The organism is Microbacterium sp. NPDC091676 (assembly GCF_044756645.1).
In the GTDB taxonomy this organism is placed as follows: Bacteria; Actinomycetota; Actinomycetes; order Actinomycetales; family Microbacteriaceae; genus Microbacterium; species Microbacterium paraoxydans_D.
In genome coordinates this window covers 869,594-883,693 of the sequence record NZ_JBIVTI010000001.1, presented here as the reverse complement: position 1 = coordinate 883,693, position 14,100 = coordinate 869,594, and the positions used below count along the sequence as shown (strand labels likewise).

At 68.7% G+C, this 14,100-nt stretch carries 16 protein-coding genes; 15 read left to right on the top strand and 1 reads right to left on the bottom strand.

Annotated elements, in window-relative coordinates; translation table 11 throughout:
• Nucleotides 1-8 precede the first annotated feature (8 nt).
• A complete protein-coding gene (gene cysK / locus ACIQID_RS04495) occupies nucleotides 9-947 on the bottom strand; it encodes a cysteine synthase A (RefSeq protein WP_136052104.1) in 939 nt (312 codons plus the stop codon).
• Between the two features lie 97 nt (nucleotides 948-1,044).
• On the opposite strand from cysK, the gene prmC reads away from it, so the two are divergent.
• The 15 genes from prmC to ACIQID_RS04420 all read left to right on the top strand — a co-directional run bounded on the left by prmC (nucleotide 1,045) and on the right by ACIQID_RS04420 (nucleotide 14,098).
• A complete protein-coding gene (prmC, locus tag ACIQID_RS04490) occupies nucleotides 1,045-1,905 on the top strand; it encodes a peptide chain release factor N(5)-glutamine methyltransferase (protein WP_400282343.1) in 861 nt (286 codons plus the stop codon).
• Between the two features lie 52 nt (nucleotides 1,906-1,957).
• The gene (locus ACIQID_RS04485) at nucleotides 1,958-2,653 is read left to right on the top strand and encodes an L-threonylcarbamoyladenylate synthase (RefSeq protein ID WP_312672970.1); all 696 of its coding nucleotides are present in this window, start codon (nucleotides 1,958-1,960) and stop codon (nucleotides 2,651-2,653) included.
• A complete protein-coding gene (locus ACIQID_RS04480; RefSeq protein WP_331202666.1) occupies nucleotides 2,650-3,822 on the top strand; it encodes an MraY family glycosyltransferase in 1,173 nt (390 codons plus the stop codon). Before ACIQID_RS04485 ends, ACIQID_RS04480 begins: the two co-directional genes overlap by 4 nt.
• On the top strand, nucleotides 3,819-4,337 hold the full coding sequence (locus tag ACIQID_RS04475) for a hypothetical protein (RefSeq protein WP_312672968.1): 519 nt from the start codon (nucleotides 3,819-3,821) through the stop codon (nucleotides 4,335-4,337). Before ACIQID_RS04480 ends, ACIQID_RS04475 begins: the two co-directional genes overlap by 4 nt.
• 144 nt (nucleotides 4,338-4,481) lie before the next feature.
• Nucleotides 4,482-5,270, top strand: coding sequence for a F0F1 ATP synthase subunit A (atpB, locus tag ACIQID_RS04470; RefSeq protein WP_187664137.1), 789 nt, complete (start codon nucleotides 4,482-4,484; stop codon nucleotides 5,268-5,270).
• A gap of 43 nt (nucleotides 5,271-5,313) precedes the next feature.
• Nucleotides 5,314-5,550 (top strand): ATP synthase F0 subunit C, encoded by a 237-nt coding sequence (atpE, locus tag ACIQID_RS04465; protein ID WP_025103147.1) that lies wholly within the window; start codon nucleotides 5,314-5,316, stop codon nucleotides 5,548-5,550.
• Between the two features lie 27 nt (nucleotides 5,551-5,577).
• Entirely contained in the window at nucleotides 5,578-6,135 is a 558-nt protein-coding gene (locus tag ACIQID_RS04460) for a F0F1 ATP synthase subunit B (RefSeq protein ID WP_025103148.1), read from the top strand.
• Nucleotides 6,135-6,926, top strand: coding sequence for a F0F1 ATP synthase subunit delta (locus tag ACIQID_RS04455; protein ID WP_312672964.1), 792 nt, complete (start codon nucleotides 6,135-6,137; stop codon nucleotides 6,924-6,926). Before ACIQID_RS04460 ends, ACIQID_RS04455 begins: the two co-directional genes overlap by 1 nt.
• 47 nt (nucleotides 6,927-6,973) lie before the next feature.
• Nucleotides 6,974-8,614 carry a F0F1 ATP synthase subunit alpha gene (gene atpA, locus ACIQID_RS04450; RefSeq protein ID WP_062634989.1) on the top strand — a complete coding sequence of 547 codons (1,641 nt, stop codon included), beginning with the start codon at nucleotides 6,974-6,976 and terminating at the stop codon, nucleotides 8,612-8,614.
• Nucleotides 8,615-8,633: 19 nt separating this feature from the next.
• Nucleotides 8,634-9,530: a F0F1 ATP synthase subunit gamma gene (locus tag ACIQID_RS04445; RefSeq protein ID WP_025103151.1), complete on the top strand. Its 897-nt coding sequence runs from the start codon at nucleotides 8,634-8,636 to the stop codon at nucleotides 9,528-9,530.
• 26 nt (nucleotides 9,531-9,556) lie between these two features.
• On the top strand, nucleotides 9,557-11,011 hold the full coding sequence (gene atpD, locus ACIQID_RS04440; RefSeq protein WP_025103152.1) for a F0F1 ATP synthase subunit beta: 1,455 nt from the start codon (nucleotides 9,557-9,559) through the stop codon (nucleotides 11,009-11,011).
• 2 nt (nucleotides 11,012-11,013) lie between these two features.
• Entirely contained in the window at nucleotides 11,014-11,274 is a 261-nt protein-coding gene (locus ACIQID_RS04435; RefSeq protein ID WP_025103153.1) for a F0F1 ATP synthase subunit epsilon, read from the top strand.
• A gap of 75 nt (nucleotides 11,275-11,349) precedes the next feature.
• Nucleotides 11,350-12,096 carry a peroxide stress protein YaaA gene (locus ACIQID_RS04430; protein ID WP_312672961.1) on the top strand — a complete coding sequence of 249 codons (747 nt, stop codon included), beginning with the start codon at nucleotides 11,350-11,352 and terminating at the stop codon, nucleotides 12,094-12,096.
• Nucleotides 12,097-12,235: 139 nt separating this feature from the next.
• Entirely contained in the window at nucleotides 12,236-13,057 is an 822-nt protein-coding gene (locus ACIQID_RS04425; RefSeq protein ID WP_400282332.1) for a large exoprotein, read from the top strand.
• Nucleotides 13,058-13,300: 243 nt separating this feature from the next.
• The gene (locus ACIQID_RS04420) at nucleotides 13,301-14,098 is read left to right on the top strand and encodes a protein phosphatase 2C domain-containing protein (protein WP_312672958.1); all 798 of its coding nucleotides are present in this window, start codon (nucleotides 13,301-13,303) and stop codon (nucleotides 14,096-14,098) included.
• The last annotated feature ends 2 nt before the right edge of the window (nucleotides 14,099-14,100 follow it).

The window sequence follows — 14,100 nt, the reverse complement described above, 5'->3', positions numbered from 1 at the left end:
CGACGACCTCAGTCCTCGCGCAGATCCTCGAACAGGGCGGTGGAGAGGTACCGCTCGCCGGTGTCCGGGATGATCACGACGATGGTCTTGCCGGCGTTCTCCGGGCGCGCGGCGACGGTCAGCGCGGCCGAGACGGCGGCGCCGGAGGACATGCCGACCAGCAGTCCCTCCTTCGCGGCGAGCTCTCGGGCCACACGCAGGGAGTCCTCGAACTCCGCCGTGATGATCTCGTCGAGCACCTCGCGGTCGAGCACATCGGGCACGAAGTTCGGGCCGATGCCCTGGATCTTGTGCGGTCCGGGGTGTCCCTCGGTCAGGACGGGGGAGTCCTTGGGCTCCACGGCGATGACCTGGACCTCGGGCTTCGCCGCCTTCAGCGCCTGCCCGGTGCCGGTGACCGTGCCGCCCGTGCCGACGCCGGCGATGAAGATGTCGACCGCGCCGTCGGTGTCCCGGAGGATCTCCTGCGCCGTGGTCTCGCGGTGGATCTGCGGGTTCGCCGCATTCTCGAACTGGCGGATCCAGACGGCGCCGGGAGTCTCGTCGACGATCCGCTTGACCTCCTCGATGGCCCCCTTCATGCCCTTGGTGGGGTCGGTGAGGACGATCTCCGCGCCGAACGCCTTGAGCAGCACGCGGCGCTCCTTCGACATGGACGCGGGCATCGTGAGGATGACGCGATAGCCGCGGGCGGCGCCCACCATCGCCAGGGCGATGCCCGTGTTGCCGCTCGTCGACTCCACGATGGTGCCGCCGGGGGCGAGCTCGCCGGCGGCCTCGGCCGCGTTGATCATGGCGATGCCGATGCGGTCCTTCACGCTCGACGCGGGGTTGTAGTACTCGAGCTTCGCGAGCACGGTGGCGCCGAGGCCCTCGGTCACGCGGTTGAGGCGGACGAGCGGGGTGTTCCCGAAAGCGGTGGTGATGTCGGGGTGGATGCCGGACATGGGGGAGCCTTCCTGTGCGGGTGCGCTGCCGCTCCAGCCTAGGCGAGCGCGATGGGGGACGGGGCATTGTGACGGCCGCGCACTCTACGCTGGAGCCATGCCCGACCTCTCTCTCGCCGCGGCCGTGCGCGCCGCCGCGCAGCGTCTCGCCGACGCCGGCGTGCCCGACCCCCTCGTCGACGCGGAGCTGCTCGCCGGGCACGTCCGCGGACAGCGCAGGGGAGAGGTGCAGGCGGCGGTGATCCGCGGCGACTGGCTCACCGATGACGACGCGGCCGCGCTGGACGCCCTCGTCGCCCGCCGCGCGGGCCGGGAGCCGCTGCAGCATCTCACCGGGACCGCGCCGTTCCGGCACCTGGAGCTCGCGGTCGGCCCTGGCGTCTTCGTCCCGCGACCGGAGACGGAGACGGTGGTGCAGTTCGCCATCGACGCTCTCCTGGGGTCGGGGGAGCCGTCGCCGATCGGGGTCGACCTCGGTACGGGCAGCGGCGCGATCGCGCTCGCGATGGCCACGGAGGTGCCGCACGCCCGGGTGTACGCCGCAGAGCTCTCTCCGGAGGCGCATGCCTGGGCCCGACGCAACGTCGAGGGCGTCGAGAACCTCACCCTCGTGCTGTCCGATCTCGCGGAGGCCTTCCCGGAGCTCGACGGCACCGCGTCCGTCGTCATCTCCAACCCGCCGTACGTGCCGGCACAGGCGATCCCTCGCGACCCGGAGGTCCGCCTGTTCGACCCGGCACTGGCGCTCTACGGCGGAGAGGACGGCCTCGACGTCGTGCGTGTGCTCAGCACTCGCGCCCTGGGGCTGCTGCGGCCCGGCGGCACGCTGGTCATCGAGCACGGCGAGCTGCAGGGCGCTCCGATCCGCGAGCTGCTCGCGGCGGACGGCTGGCGTGCCGCGGCCACCCATCGCGATCTGACGCTGCGCGACCGCGCCACCACCGCCGTCCGCCCCTGATCAGCAGACGTCGAGCTCGTCCCGAACCCGCCCCGCGTAGAATCGAACCGTCATGTCCCCCATCTTCGACTGCAGCGATGAGGCGCAGCTGCTCGCCGGGATGCGCAATGCGCGCCAGGCGATCGGCCGCGGCGACCTCATCGTCATCCCCACCGACACCGTCTACGGCGTCGCCGCCGACGCCTTCTCGCCGCCCGCGGTGCAGCGCCTCCTGGATGCCAAGGGTCGCGGTCGCAATCAGCCGCCGCCCGTGCTCGTCGGCACGAAGGAGACGCTGACGGCCCTCGCGGAGGCTGTTCCGGAGCCCGTCCAGCGTCTCGTCGACGCGTTCTGGCCCGGAGGGCTCACGATCGTGCTGCCCGCGCAGCCCTCCCTGGTGTGGGATCTGGGGGAGACCAAGGGCACGGTCGCCGTGCGTATGCCCGAGGGTCGGGTGGTGCTCGAGCTGCTGGCGGAGACCGGACCGCTCGCGGTGTCCAGCGCCAACCTCACCGGCAAGGCGGCGGCGATCTCCGCGCTCGACGCGGAGAAGATGCTGGGCGACAGCGTCGCCGTGTATCTGGACGACGGCATGAGCAAGGACGGCGTCGCGTCCACGATCATCGATGCGACCTCGCTCGTCCGCCGCGCGGGCGACGCCGAGCAGGGCGTCGTCCGGATCCTGCGGGACGGCGTCGTGACCAGGGAGCAGCTGCGCGAGGTCCTGGGCGACCTGCTCGAACCGGAGCCGCAGGACGGGGATTCGTGAAGCAGTACCTCTTCACGATCATCGTCACCGCCGCGATCACCTTCGTGCTGACGTGGGCGGTGTGGCGGTTGAGCCTGCGCTTCAAGCTGTATCCCGGCATCCGCGAGCGCGACGTGCACACCACGCCGACGCCCCGCCTCGGCGGCGTCGCGATCTTCCTCGGCATCGTGGCCGCCTTCGCGATCTCGGCGGCCAATCCCTTCTTCCAGAGCATCTGGACGCCCCCGCAGACCATGTGGTCCATCCTCGCGGCCGCGCTCCTCATCGCCGTGATCGGGGTGATGGACGACCTCTGGGACATCGACTGGATGATCAAGCTCGGCGCGCAGTTCCTCGCCGCGGGCATCATCACCGTCGGCGGCGGTCTGCAGATCCTCTCCCTGCCGTTCGGCGACCTCATCGTGGTGTCGAGCTGGCTGAGCATCACGATCACGATGTTCGCGATCGTGATCGTCATGAACGCGGTGAACTTCATCGACGGGCTGGACGGCCTGGTCGCCGGCGTCTGCCTGATCTCCAACGGGGTCTTCTTCGCCTACTCGTACATCTTCACGCGCGACTCCGGTGCGTCGAGCTACTTCAACCTCTCCACCTTCCTCGCTGCGGTCCTCATCGGCGCGTGCATCGGATTCCTGCCGTTGAACTGGAGTCCGGCCAAGCTCTTCATGGGCGACTCCGGTGCGCTCGTGATCGGGCTGCTCATGGCGACCTCGGCCATCGCGATCACCGGGCAGATGGACCCCTCGGCGCTGGACCCGGAGCGCCTCGGGCGCTCGCAGCTCATCGGTGCCTTCCTGCCCATCCTGCTTCCGCTGCTCGTCGTGCTCCTGCCGCTGCTCGACTTCGGGCTCGCCGTGCTGCGTCGGATGAGCGCCGGCCGCTCGCCGTTCTCCCCGGACCGGAAGCACCTGCACCACCGGATGCTCGACCTCGGGCACCGCGACCGCGACGCGGTCCTCATCTTCTACGCCTGGACGGCCGTGATCTCGCTCGCCGTCCTCCTGATGTACGTCGGCGCACGGGAGGACTGGCCGGGCCAGTACATCCCCGGCGTCGTCTTCGGCGTCGTCGGCATCGCCGCGTGCCTCGTCATCACCCTGAGCCCCACCCGCGGGCGCAAGACCGCCACGGGCGCCGCGCCCGACCCGATCCCTCTGGAGCCCCGATGAGCCCGAGCCCCGTTTCCAGCACGCCGATCCTGCGTCGCACCCTCGTCTGGTCGGCCGTGGCCACCGTCGTGCTCGCCCTCGTCGCCGGAGGGATCGGCTTCGCCGTGGCGCAAGGGGAGGGGCTGATCAGCGGACTGCTCGGCGTGCTCCTCGCCGCGCTCTTCCTCGGAATCACCGGGCTGAGCATCCTCATCGCGAACCGGTGGTACGGCGACCCCCTCTACGTGCAGCTCTTCTTCGCGATCGTGCTCGGCGGCTGGCTGCTCAAGCTCGGCGTCTTCGTAGTCGTGATGATCCTGCTCGCGGGACAGCCGTGGATCGAGCCGATGGTGTTCTTCCTTTCGATCGTGGCGGGAGTGCTCATGTCGCTGATCATCGACGTGGTCGTGCTGACCCAGATGCGCCTGCCGAACGTCAGCGACACCACGCTGCCCACCGAGGTGCCGGAGGACCGCGCCCCGGGAGCGGTGAACGACGCCCCGGACGGCCCGACGGACACCGCCCCGCGGTCTTAGGACACCCTTGGATTCTGATAGTGTTGAGGAGTGCCCGCCGCTCGCCCGCGAGCGCTTGCGCTGTGTAGCACACCGACCATCGTCGCCCCGGTTCTGACCGGTGCCCCGAAGCTGGAGCCCGCGCTGTTTAATCTTGCTGCGACCCTGACCCCCCGACTCGCGTCCTCTGATGGCGAGTTCCACGGCCCTTCGATCGATGAGTTCTTCCCGGAGATCCTCTTCCACGTCGGACCCATCCCGGTCAACCGGATCCACCTGATCCAGTTGCTCTCGGTGATCGCCGTCGTCCTGATCCTCTGGCTCGGCACCCGCCGCATGAAGGTCGTGCCCGGCCGGTTCCAGAGCCTCGTCGAGATGGGCCTCGGCTTCGTCCGCGGCGGCATCGCCCACGACCTGCTGGGCCGCAAGGACGGCGACCGCTTCCTGCCGATCCTCACCACGATCTTCTTCATGGTGCTGTTCATGAACGTCACGGGCATCATCCCGTTCCTGAACATGCCGGGAACGGCGATCATCGCGGTGCCGCTCACGCTCGCCGTGGTCAGCTACGTCACGTTCATCTACGCCGGCATCAAGAAGAGCCCGAAGAACTTCTTCAAGAACGCGCTCTTCCCGTCCGGGGTGCCGTGGCCGGTCTACTTCATCGTCACGCCGATCGAGCTCATCTCGACGTTCATCATCCGCCCGGTGACGCTCACCCTGCGACTGCTGATGAACCTCGTCGTCGGCCACATGATCCTGGTCCTCTGCTTCGCAGCGACCCAGTTCTTCTTCTTCACCGCGGGCGGCGGCTGGGCCGCTCTCGGTATCGGAACCCTCGCCTTCGGTGGCGCCTTCACTCTCTTCGAGATCCTGGTGGCCGTCCTGCAGGCATACGTCTTCACCGTCCTCACCGCGGTCTACATCCAGCTCGCGGTCGCAGAAGAGCACTGAGCGGGCGGGCAACAGCCCTCCCACCCAACGAAAGGAAAAACCCGTGGACGCAACTACGGTTCTCGCTGAAATCAACGGCCACCTCGCGGCGGTCGGCTACGGCCTCGCGGCCATCGGCCCGGCCATCGGTGTGGGCATCGTGGTCGGCAAGACCATCGAGGGCGTCGCCCGTCAGCCCGAGCTGGCCGGTCGCCTGCAGGTCCTCATGTGGATCGGTATCGCCTTCACCGAGGCGCTTGCGTTCGTCGGCATCGCCGTCGGATTCATCCCCTTCCCGTAATCCCCACCGACTTCTGAAGGAGACAGGATGCTGAACGCTCTTGTCACGAACCTCGCGGCAGAGGGTGAGGCGGCGAACAACCCGCTGATCCCCGCGTGGTACGACATCATCTGGTCGGGCTTCTGGTTCCTCATCATCCTCGCCGTCGTGTGGAAGGTCGCCCTTCCCCGTCTGACGAAGATGCTCGACGAGCGGTCCGCCGCCATCGAGGGCAACATCGCCAAGGCCGATGAGGCGCAGAAGCAGGCGGAAGCGGCTCTCGAGGAGTACACCCGGCAGCTCGCCGAGGCCCGTACCGAGGCCGGTGAGATCCGTGAGGCCGCCCGCGAGGACGGCAAGAAGATCATCGCCGAGGCGAAGGAGACCGCAGCCAGCGAGGCCGCGCGTCTGACCGCCACCGCGCACACGCAGATCGAGGCCGAGCGCCAGACCGCTCTCGTCTCCCTGCGCAGCGAGGTCGGCTCGCTCGCTCTCGACCTCGCCGGCGGCGTGGTCGGCGAGACGCTTTCCGACGACGCTCGCGCGGCCGCCGTGGTCGACCGCTTCCTCGCCGATCTCGAAGCATCCGAGAAGGCGGCTCAGTAATGGGCAGCGCGACCGCTCAGGCACTCGCGGCATCCACTCAGACGCTTGCCGCAGCGAAGGACGTCACCCTCGAGACCGCGCGCGAGCTGTTCGCGGCCGCGCGGGCCGTGGGCGCATCGTCTCAGCTGAGCGGCGCGCTGGCTGACCCCTCGGCTCCGACCTCGGCCCGGCAGAACGTCGTGTCCGCGGTGTTCGGCCAGTACGGCTCCGCAGCGCAGGACGTCCTGCGCACGGCGGTCGCCGAACGCTGGTCGAACGCGTCCGAGCTGATCGACGGTCTCGAGGAGCTCGCGATCCGGGCGGCGACCATCGCCGAGTCGGGCGCGGACATCGAGGGAGAGCTCTTCGGCTTCTCGCGGGTGATCGCGGCGAACCCGGAGCTCGAGCTCGCTCTCGGCAGCCGGCTCGGGGGAGAGGACGCGAAGGCCGCCCTGGTCGAGCGCCTCCTCGTCGATGCCTCTGCCAGCGCTCCGACGGCCCTCATCGTCACGTCCCTCGTGCGTCAGCCGCGCGAGCGCCGGGTGCGGCAGCTGCTGAGCCGGGCGATGCGTATCGTCTCGAGCCAGCGCGGCCGCCTCGTGGCCACGGTGCACACGGCGACCGAGCTCAGCGACGCGCAGCGCACGCGACTCGGCCAGACGCTCTCGCAGCGATACGGCGGCCAGGTGTCCCTGAACGTCGTCATCGACCCCAGCGTCGTCGGAGGCCTGCGCGTGCAGATCGCCGATGACGTGATCGACGGCAGCATCTCCGCACGACTCGCCGACCTTCGCCAGAAGCTCGCGGGCTAACACGACTTCGCGCGGGGAACCGCGCACCCAGATACAAAGGGAAGACAATGGCAGAACTATCGATCAGCCCCGACGTCATCCGTGACGCGCTGAAGGATTTCGCCGCCGCGTACGAGCCCACCGGGGCCGCGGCGACCGAGGTCGGCACCGTCATCGACGCCGCCGACGGCATCGCTCACGTCGAGGGACTTCCCGGCGTCATGGCGAACGAGCTCGTGACCTTCGCCGACGGCACCAAGGGTCTCGCGCTGAACCTCGACGAGCACGAGATCGGCGTCGTCGTCCTCGGCGACTTCACCGGCATCGAGGCCGGTCAGGAAGTCACCCGCACGGGTGAGGTCCTCTCCGTCCCGGTCGGTGACGGCTACCTCGGCCGCGTCGTCGACCCGCTCGGCAACCCGATCGACGGCCTCGGCGCGATCGCGACCGAGGGTGTCCGCGAGCTCGAGCTCCAGGCCCCCGGCGTCATGCAGCGCAAGTCGGTCCACGAGCCGATGCAGACCGGCATCAAGGCCATCGACGCGATGATCCCGGTCGGCCGCGGCCAGCGCCAGCTCATCATCGGCGACCGCCAGACCGGCAAGACGGCCATCGCGATCGACACGATCATCAACCAGAAGGCCAACTGGGAGTCCGGCGACGTCAACAAGCAGGTCCGCTGCATCTACGTCGCCATCGGTCAGAAGGGCTCGACCATCGCTTCGGTGAAGGGCGCGCTCGAGGAGGCCGGCGCTCTGGAGTACACCACCATCGTGGCGGCTCCGGCGTCCGACCCCGCCGGCTTCAAGTACCTCGCTCCGTACACCGGTTCGGCGATCGGTCAGCACTGGATGTACGGCGGCAAGCACGTCCTCATCATCTTCGACGACCTGTCGAAGCAGGCCGAGGCCTACCGTGCCGTGTCGCTGCTGCTCCGCCGCCCGCCGGGCCGCGAGGCCTACCCGGGCGACGTCTTCTACCTGCACTCGCGTCTGCTCGAGCGGTGCGCGAAGCTGTCCGACGAGCTCGGTGCCGGCTCGATGACGGGTCTCCCGATCATCGAGACCAAGGCGAACGACGTCTCGGCGTACATCCCGACCAACGTGATCTCGATCACCGACGGCCAGATCTTCCTGCAGTCCGACCTCTTCAACGCCAACCAGCGTCCGGCGGTCGACGTGGGCATCTCGGTGTCGCGTGTCGGTGGTGACGCCCAGGTGAAGTCGATCAAGAAGGTCTCCGGAACGTTGAAGCTGGAGCTGGCGCAGTACCGCTCGCTCGAGGCGTTCGCGATGTTCGCGTCGGACCTCGACGCCGCGTCGCGCCGTCAGCTCTCGCGGGGTGCCCGTCTGACCGAGCTGCTCAAGCAGCCGCAGTACTCGCCGTACCCGGTGGAGGAGCAGGTCGTCTCGATCTGGGCCGGCACCAACGGCAAGCTCGACTCGATCGAGGTCGAGGACGTGCTGCGCTTCGAGCGCGAGCTGCTCGACTACCTGCGTCGCAACACGAAGGTGCTCGACACGCTGCGGGAGACGAACGTCCTGGACGACGCCACCGTCGCCGAGCTCGACAAGCAGACCGACAACTTCCTCCTGGAGTTCCAGGGCGGCAAGGGCCACGCCATCGGCGCCCCTGGTCACGAGGAGCACGCTGCGGCCGAGGCCGAGGACGTCAACCAGGAGAAGATCGTCAAGGGTCGTCGCGCGTAATCGCGTGAGGTACTGATTCATGGGCGCTCAACTCAGGGTCTACAAGCAGAAGATCTCTTCTGCTCAGACGACCAAGAAGATCACGAAGGCGATGGAACTCATCGCGGCTTCGCGCATCCAGAAGGCGATGGCACGCGTCAAGGCGTCCACCCCCTTCGCGCGGGCCGTGACGAGGGCCGTGTCCGCCGTCGCGACGCACTCGAACGTCGACCACCCGCTCACCCGCGAGCCCGAGACGATCCGCCGTTCCGCGGTCGTGATCTTCTCGTCGGACCGCGGTCTCGCCGGAGCCTTCAACTCGCAGATCCTCCGTGAGGGTCTCGAGGTGGCGGAGCTCCTGCGCGAGCAGGGCAAGGAGCCGGTGTTCTACCTCGTGGGCCGCAAGGCCGTCGGGTACTTCCAGTTCCGTCGCATCGAGGCCGCTGCAGAGTGGACCGGCGACACCGACACCCCCTCGTTCCACACGGCGGAGGAGATCTCGCAGACGCTTCTCGAGGCCTTCAACCGTGGGGGAGAGGACGGCGGCGTCGACGAGATCCACCTCGTGTACAACCGCTTCGTCAGCATGATGACGCAGTCGCCGGAGTCCGTGCGCCTGCTGCCGCTGGAGATCGCGGAGGCCGACGACTCGGAGGCGGGCAGCACCGTCTACCCGCTGTACGAGTTCGAGCCCGACGCCGAGACGGTGCTCGACGCGATCCTGCCGGTGTACATCCAGAGCCGCGTCTTCAACGCCCTCCTGCAGTCGTCCGCCGCCAAGCAGGCCGCGACGCAGAAGGCGATGAAGTCGGCCAGCGACAACGCCGACAAGCTCATCACCGACTACACCCGCCTGCGCAACAACGCGCGTCAGGCCGAGATCACCCAGCAGATCGCCGAGATCGTCGGTGGCGCCGACGCTCTCGCATCGAGCTGACAGACCCTCAGGAAAGAGACGAAGAAATGACCACCACCGCCACGGCTGAGCAGCCGGCGACCGCGGTCGTCGGGCGCGTCGCCCGCGTCAACGGTCCGGTTGTCGACATCGAGTTCCCGCACGACTCGATCCCCGACATCTACAACGCGCTGAAGACGACGATCACGATCGGCGAGGAGTCCACCGAGATCACGCTCGAGGTCGCGCAGCACCTCGGCGACGACCTGGTCCGCGCCATCGCCCTGAAGCCGACCGACGGAATCGTCCGCGGTCAGGAGGTGCGTGACACCGGTGAGGCCATCTCGGTCCCCGTCGGTGACATCACCAAGGGCAAGGTCTTCAACGTGATCGGCGAGGTCCTCAACGGCGAGCCCGGTGAGACCATCGAGGTCACGGAGCGCTGGCCCATCCACCGCAAGGCCCCGAACTTCGACCAGCTCGAGTCGAAGACCACGATGTTCGAGACGGGCATCAAGTCGATCGACCTCCTCACCCCGTACGTGCAGGGTGGGAAGATCGGTCTCTTCGGTGGTGCCGGTGTCGGCAAGACCGTCCTCATCCAGGAGATGATCCAGCGCGTCGCGCAGGACCACGGTGGTGTGTCGGTGTTCGCCGGTGTCGGCGAGCGCACCCGTGAGGGCAACGACCTCATCCACGAGATGGAGGAGGCGGGCGTCTTCGACAAGACCGCCCTCGTCTTCGGCCAGATGGACGAGCCGCCGGGGACGCGTCTGCGCGTCGCGCTGTCGGCTCTGACGATGGCGGAGTACTTCCGCGACGTGCAGAAGCAGGACGTGCTGCTCTTCATCGACAACATCTTCCGCTTCACGCAGGCCGGTTCCGAGGTCTCCACGCTGCTGGGCCGCATGCCCTCCGCCGTGGGTTACCAGCCGAACCTCGCCGACGAGATGGGCCTCCTCCAGGAGCGCATCACCTCGACGCGTGGTCACTCGATCACCTCGCTGCAGGCGATCTACGTGCCGGCCGACGACTACACCGACCCGGCTCCGGCCACGACCTTCGCGCACCTCGACGCGACGACCGAGCTCTCCCGTGAGATCGCGTCGAAGGGTCTGTACCCGGCCATCGACCCGCTGACCTCGACGTCGCGCATCATGGACCCCCGCTACCTGGGCGAGGACCACTACCGCGTGGCCACCACGGTCAAGCAGATCCTCCAGAAGAACAAGGAGCTGCAGGAGATCATCGCCATCCTCGGTGTCGACGAGCTCTCCGAGGAAGACAAGATCGTCGTGTCGCGTGCACGCCGCATCCAGCAGTTCCTCTCGCAGAACACCTACATGGCGAAGAAGTTCACGGGCGTCGAGGGCTCGACCGTGCCGCTGAAGGAGACCATCGAGTCGTTCGATGCGATCACCCGCGGTGACTTCGACCACGTCGCCGAGCAGGCCTTCTTCAACGTCGGTGGCATCTCCGACGTGGAGGAGCGCTGGGCGCAGATCCAGAAGGAGAACGCCTGACCATGGCGCTGCACGTCAGCCTCGTCTCCGCCGACGCGGAGGTCTGGACGGGAGAGGCGAGCCTCGTGGTCGCCAAGACCGTCGAGGGCGAGATCGGCTTCATGTCCGGTCACGAGCCGGTGCTGGCCATCCTCGCCGAGGGCCAGGTCCGGATCACCCAGACGGATGGCGCCAAGGTGCTGGCGAACGCGCAGGACGGATTCCTCTCCATGGAGGGCGACGTCCTGACGATCGTGGCCGGCAACGCGGCACTCATCTCCTGACAGTCCTGTACATCGCGTCCGCCTCGACACCCGCCCGGGTGTCGAGGCGGACGCGTCTCTTTCCCCTGAGGTCCCATGAAGATCCTTCTTCCGCCGTCCGAGACCAAGCGCGAGGGCGGTGACGGCGGCCCCCTGGACGTGTCGGCGCTCGCGCTTCCCGATCTCGCCCCGCACCGGGATGCCGTGATGGACGCCCTCATCGCTCTCGCGGACGACGAGGACGCCGCCCGGCGGGTGCTCAAGCTCAGCGAGCGGCAGCGGGGAGACGTCGCGCACAACCGGGCCCTGCGGACCTCGGCCACGATGCCCGCGGTGGACCGCTACACCGGGGTGCTGTTCGACGCCCTCGACGCGGCGTCGCTGTCGGCCGCCTCCCGCCGCTGGCTGGATGCTCACGTGTGGATCCACAGCGCCCCGTTCGGCCCCGTCGCCGCTCTGGACGCGATTCCGACGTATCGCCTCGCTGCCGGCACGGCCGTGCCCGGGATGGCGCCGCTCCGCCGTCACTGGGCCGATCCGACGACGGCGGCGATCGCAGCCGACGCCCCCGCGTTCGTCCTCGATCTGCGCAGCGAGGCCTACGCGGCGCTCGGTCCCGTCCCTGACGCGGTGTCGTCGGCGTATGTGCGGGTCGTCACGGAGCAGGGGAGAGCCCTGAACCACTTCAACAAGAAGAGCAAGGGGCTGCTCGTGCGCGCGCTGGCGGAGGATCGTCCGCGGCTGGGCTCGCTCCGTGCCCTGCATCGGTGGGCCCGGGCGCATGACTTCGTGCTCCGGGACGGTGCGGTGCCCGGCGAGGTCGAGCTGGTCGTTGCCGACTGACGATCGCCCCGGGCCCGGCGAATCGCCTCCGGCGGTCGTTGCCGCCCCCTGGGCGCACCGCTACCATGTCCAATGCGAGGCGGGGAGTCTCGTGGTGGGGGACGAAAGCCGTCTCCCCTGACCAGAGAATGTGAGCCTCATGGGTTACGACGACTACGGAGCGGGCTATCTCGGCCTCCTCTTCGCCTACTTCTTCGTCATTCTGCTGATCGCGGTCGCCGGATACGTCCTGGTGTCGCTCTTCTACATGAAGATCTTCCAGAAGGCCGGGGTCCAGGGGAACTGGCGCGCCTGGGTGCCGGTCTACAACTCCATGATCTTCTTCAAGCTCGGCGACCTGAGCCCGTGGCTCGTCCTCTACGGCATCGCGGGTGCCGCCCTGCTGAGCTGGATCGGCATCGGCTTCCTCTTCTCGCTCGCCCTCGGGGTACTCTCGGTCATCGCGGCATGGCGCGTGGGGCTCAAGCTCCAGAAGGACGCCGTCTGGGTGGTCCTCTACGTCTTCCTCTCCGTCGTCTGGCTCGGCATCAACGCCTTCGACAAGTCGCGCTGGAACCCCAACATCCAGCCGGCTTCCTGGGCGGGCAACGCGTTCCTCGGCGACCGCACGGTCTGGGACGGGATCCCCGTCCAGCCCGCAGCGGTCGCGCCGCAGCAGGGCTACGGCGCCCCGCAGGGTTACGGCGCCCCCCAGGGCTACGGCACCCCTCCGCAGGGGTACGCGCCTCCGACGCAGCCGTACACCCCGCCCGCCGCTCCGGGCTACGCGCCGCCGGCCGCGCCGGCCGCCCCCGCGACGGGAGCGCCGATTCCTCCGGTGCCGCCCACCACGCCTCCGGCTCCGCCCGCGGCCCCGCCCACGACGCCTCCGGCTCCGCCCGCGGCTCCGTCGGCGGCTCCGCCCGCGGCTCCTCCGGCTCCGCCGACCACGCCGAACGATCCCACGCAGCCGCCTGCGTGACGACGGCGGAAGAACCCCCGGTCTCCGGACCGGGGGTTCTTCGCGTCCGTGGTGCCGGCACGCCCCGACATGCCGCTAACGTGGAGGCATGGACTCGTCGCACCGGAGGGCCGCCGTCTCTCCTCCCTTCGTCCCGCGCCCCGTTCACCACGACGCCGGTGCGGATCAGGGGAGCGAGTTCCACTACGATGTGTGAGTATCCTGCGCCCGTCCCCTTCGCCGCAGGTCCATCGGAGGCAGTTCGTGGCTGAGACCAAGACGCACACCGTCACGGTTGCGCATCGTCCGTTGCTGCTGTCCTGGGCCGGGGTGACCGACCAGGGGCGGCGCCGGGAGACGAATCAGGACGCGCTGCTCGCCGAGTACCCGCTGTTCATCGTCGCGGACGGCATGGGCGGCCACGCCGGTGGCGAGATCGCCAGCCAGAGCACCGTCACCCGCCTGCGTGCGGTGGTGGACGCGGACGAGGTCTCTCCTTCCGCGATCGAGAAGGCGCTCGCTCTCGCCGTGGATGACATCGCCGGGCACCCGGACACCACCGATGAGGGCACCGGCACCACGCTCACCGGTGTGTATCTCGACGAACGCGACGGCGAGCCCCACTGGGTGGCACTGAACATCGGCGATTCTCGCGTCTACCTCCTGCGCGATGACCGGCTGCTGCAGGTGACGACGGACCACTCCGTCGTGCAGGAGCTCATCACCGCCGGCAAACTCAGCCCGGAAGAGGCCGAGGGGCACCCGTACAGCAACGTGATCACCCGCGCCGTCGGCGCGAGCGAGCTCACCGCGCCGGACTACGTGACCATCGACGTGCGTCCGGGAGACCGTTTCGTGATCTGCTCCGACGGACTCACCAAGGAGCTCACCGACTACGGCATCCAGCACTTCCTCCGTGCGCACACCGATCCGGGGGAGAGCGTCGACGCGATGCTCGCCGCCGCCCTGGAGAACGGCGGACGGGACAACGTCACCGTGATCGTCCTGCAGGTCAGCGAGCCCGAGGACTCCTCCTCCCCATCTGACGACTCCGCGGAGTAGCG

Bases quoted from the DNA above. Each gene is read 5' to 3' on its own strand.
- cysK (WP_136052104.1), bottom strand. From the start codon at position 947: ATGTCCGGCATCCACCCCGACATCACCACCGCTTTCGGGAACACCCCG.
- prmC (WP_400282343.1), top strand. From the start codon at position 1,045: ATGCCCGACCTCTCTCTCGCCGCGGCCGTGCGCGCCGCCGCGCAGCGT.
- ACIQID_RS04485 (WP_312672970.1), top strand. From the start codon at position 1,958: ATGTCCCCCATCTTCGACTGCAGCGATGAGGCGCAGCTGCTCGCCGGG.
- ACIQID_RS04475 (WP_312672968.1), top strand. From the start codon at position 3,819: ATGAGCCCGAGCCCCGTTTCCAGCACGCCGATCCTGCGTCGCACCCTC.
- ACIQID_RS04460 (WP_025103148.1), top strand. From the start codon at position 5,578: ATGCTGAACGCTCTTGTCACGAACCTCGCGGCAGAGGGTGAGGCGGCG.
- ACIQID_RS04455 (WP_312672964.1), top strand. From the start codon at position 6,135: ATGGGCAGCGCGACCGCTCAGGCACTCGCGGCATCCACTCAGACGCTT.
- atpA (WP_062634989.1), top strand. From the start codon at position 6,974: ATGGCAGAACTATCGATCAGCCCCGACGTCATCCGTGACGCGCTGAAG.
- ACIQID_RS04445 (WP_025103151.1), top strand. From the start codon at position 8,634: ATGGGCGCTCAACTCAGGGTCTACAAGCAGAAGATCTCTTCTGCTCAG.
- atpD (WP_025103152.1), top strand. From the start codon at position 9,557: ATGACCACCACCGCCACGGCTGAGCAGCCGGCGACCGCGGTCGTCGGG.
- ACIQID_RS04435 (WP_025103153.1), top strand. From the start codon at position 11,014: ATGGCGCTGCACGTCAGCCTCGTCTCCGCCGACGCGGAGGTCTGGACG.
- ACIQID_RS04430 (WP_312672961.1), top strand. From the start codon at position 11,350: ATGAAGATCCTTCTTCCGCCGTCCGAGACCAAGCGCGAGGGCGGTGAC.
- ACIQID_RS04425 (WP_400282332.1), top strand. From the start codon at position 12,236: ATGGGTTACGACGACTACGGAGCGGGCTATCTCGGCCTCCTCTTCGCC.